This is a genomic window from Sphingobium sp. IP1 (assembly GCF_002708645.1).
Taxonomy (GTDB): Bacteria; Pseudomonadota; Alphaproteobacteria; order Sphingomonadales; family Sphingomonadaceae; genus Sphingobium; species Sphingobium yanoikuyae.
This window is the reverse complement of the sequence record NZ_NOIW01000245.1, coordinates 1-1557: the sequence shown is the minus strand read 5'-3', so window position 1 is coordinate 1557 and position 1557 is coordinate 1. Positions and strand designations below refer to the sequence as shown.

Below are 1557 nucleotides of genomic sequence, written 5' to 3'. Positions count from 1 at the left end.
TCTCTAGCTGAGGTCCCTGCGGCAGGGCGGGACGTTGGTATTTCCTACTTCATCATGCTTCGCCTTTTCTGGCAATGGTCACGTCGGCATGTCGATCGACCCGGGGTGCAACAGTCTCTCCGGGGTCATGCGACGGCTGTTGTGATGCAGCCTTTCTCATAGTCGCATGCCGCAATGGGGTCGGTTCGTATCGAAGGGTGGCGCTTCAACAACCGTAGCTCGGGGTCATTGCTGCCCCAATGTTAGAATCGAAGTCACCGGCCCTCCGCCTCCCGGGAGGATCATACCGTCCGACGGGACGGATAGCGTAATCACATCATGCGCGGGCGGCCTGCATCATCTGTCGATGCGGCTCGACGGTTTCCGACTTGAACTGGAAGTGGGTACCATCGCGCCACATGCCGAACAGAATGACGGCCAGCTTGCGGGCGACCGCGACCTTCGCCTTGTTGAACCCGACCTTCTTTGCCAGCCTGACACCCCAGTCTTTCAAGGATGAGAAGGTCTTGGTGGCCGACAGCAATACCGTGGCGGCATTGACCATGTGGGTGCGTGTCAGTCGGTTGCCCATCTTGCTGATCTTGCCGTGGGTCAGGCTTTCGCCTGATTGGTACACGCGCGGTGTGAGGCCCAGATAGGCGGCGACATCATCAGCCCGTCGGAAGCGCGATGGCTCCTCGATCGCAGTGAAGAAGGACAGTGCCGTGATCGCACCAATGCCAGGCACCGCCATGAACCGTCGACAAATCGGGTTGGCGGCTGCCAGCGCTTCCAGTTCGGTCTCGATCCGTTCGGCATCCACCTGAAGCCGCTCACATAGATCGAGCACCGGCAGGATGCGCGGACGCAGGTTAAGGCCCTCATGATCCTGTATGATGAGCAATTGCTCAACGACCCGCTCCCTGTAGGTGGCGGAAGATTTGGCGCCGGGTTCAACCCGCCCACCGTAAACACGGAGCAGGCCACGGATCATGTTCTCGTTGGCCAGGCGCTGCTGGACGAGCCGATGGCGCATGATGAGTTGCGCGCGCACCTCGTAACAGGCAGCACTCTTCACATAGACCTCGGTCAGATAATCACGGCCGGTCCGCGTGATCTCGGCGATGCCCCGCGCGTCATTGGTATCGGTCTTATTGCGCTTGAGCGACAGGACGCGGTGGACCTGCAAGGCATCCATTACGGCAACCTGATAGCCCTGTCGGCGCAGACCGTCGGCGAGATGCGCTGACATCGCGCCGGTCTCCATGCCGACGACAGCGACGTTGGAGGCGAAGTTCTTCGCGAGATAGCGCCCGATCTCGGTCGGGTGCGTCTTCATCGAAACCTGGTGGACGACCTTGCCGTCGCGATCCAGCACGCACACCGACGTCGATTTTAAGCCAACATCCAGCCCGACCCAGACGCGGCCACATGCAGGGTCCACATCCGCCGCTGCCCGGATCGCCAGTATCTCGGGGTTCGTGATCTTCTTCGTCATCGTGTCATCTCCCTTCATCGTGCAGCACCATCGTGCGCCTGTTTGCAGGAGAGAAAAGACCTCAGCTAAACCACAACCGG

The 1557-nt window shown here is 60.4% G+C and carries 1 protein-coding gene; it reads right to left on the bottom strand.

From position 1 onward, the window contains the following. Positions 1-316 precede the first annotated feature (316 nt). Positions 317-1557 (bottom strand): IS110 family transposase (locus CG471_RS29750; protein ID WP_306552797.1); only part of this gene is annotated, 1241 nt, incomplete at its 5' end.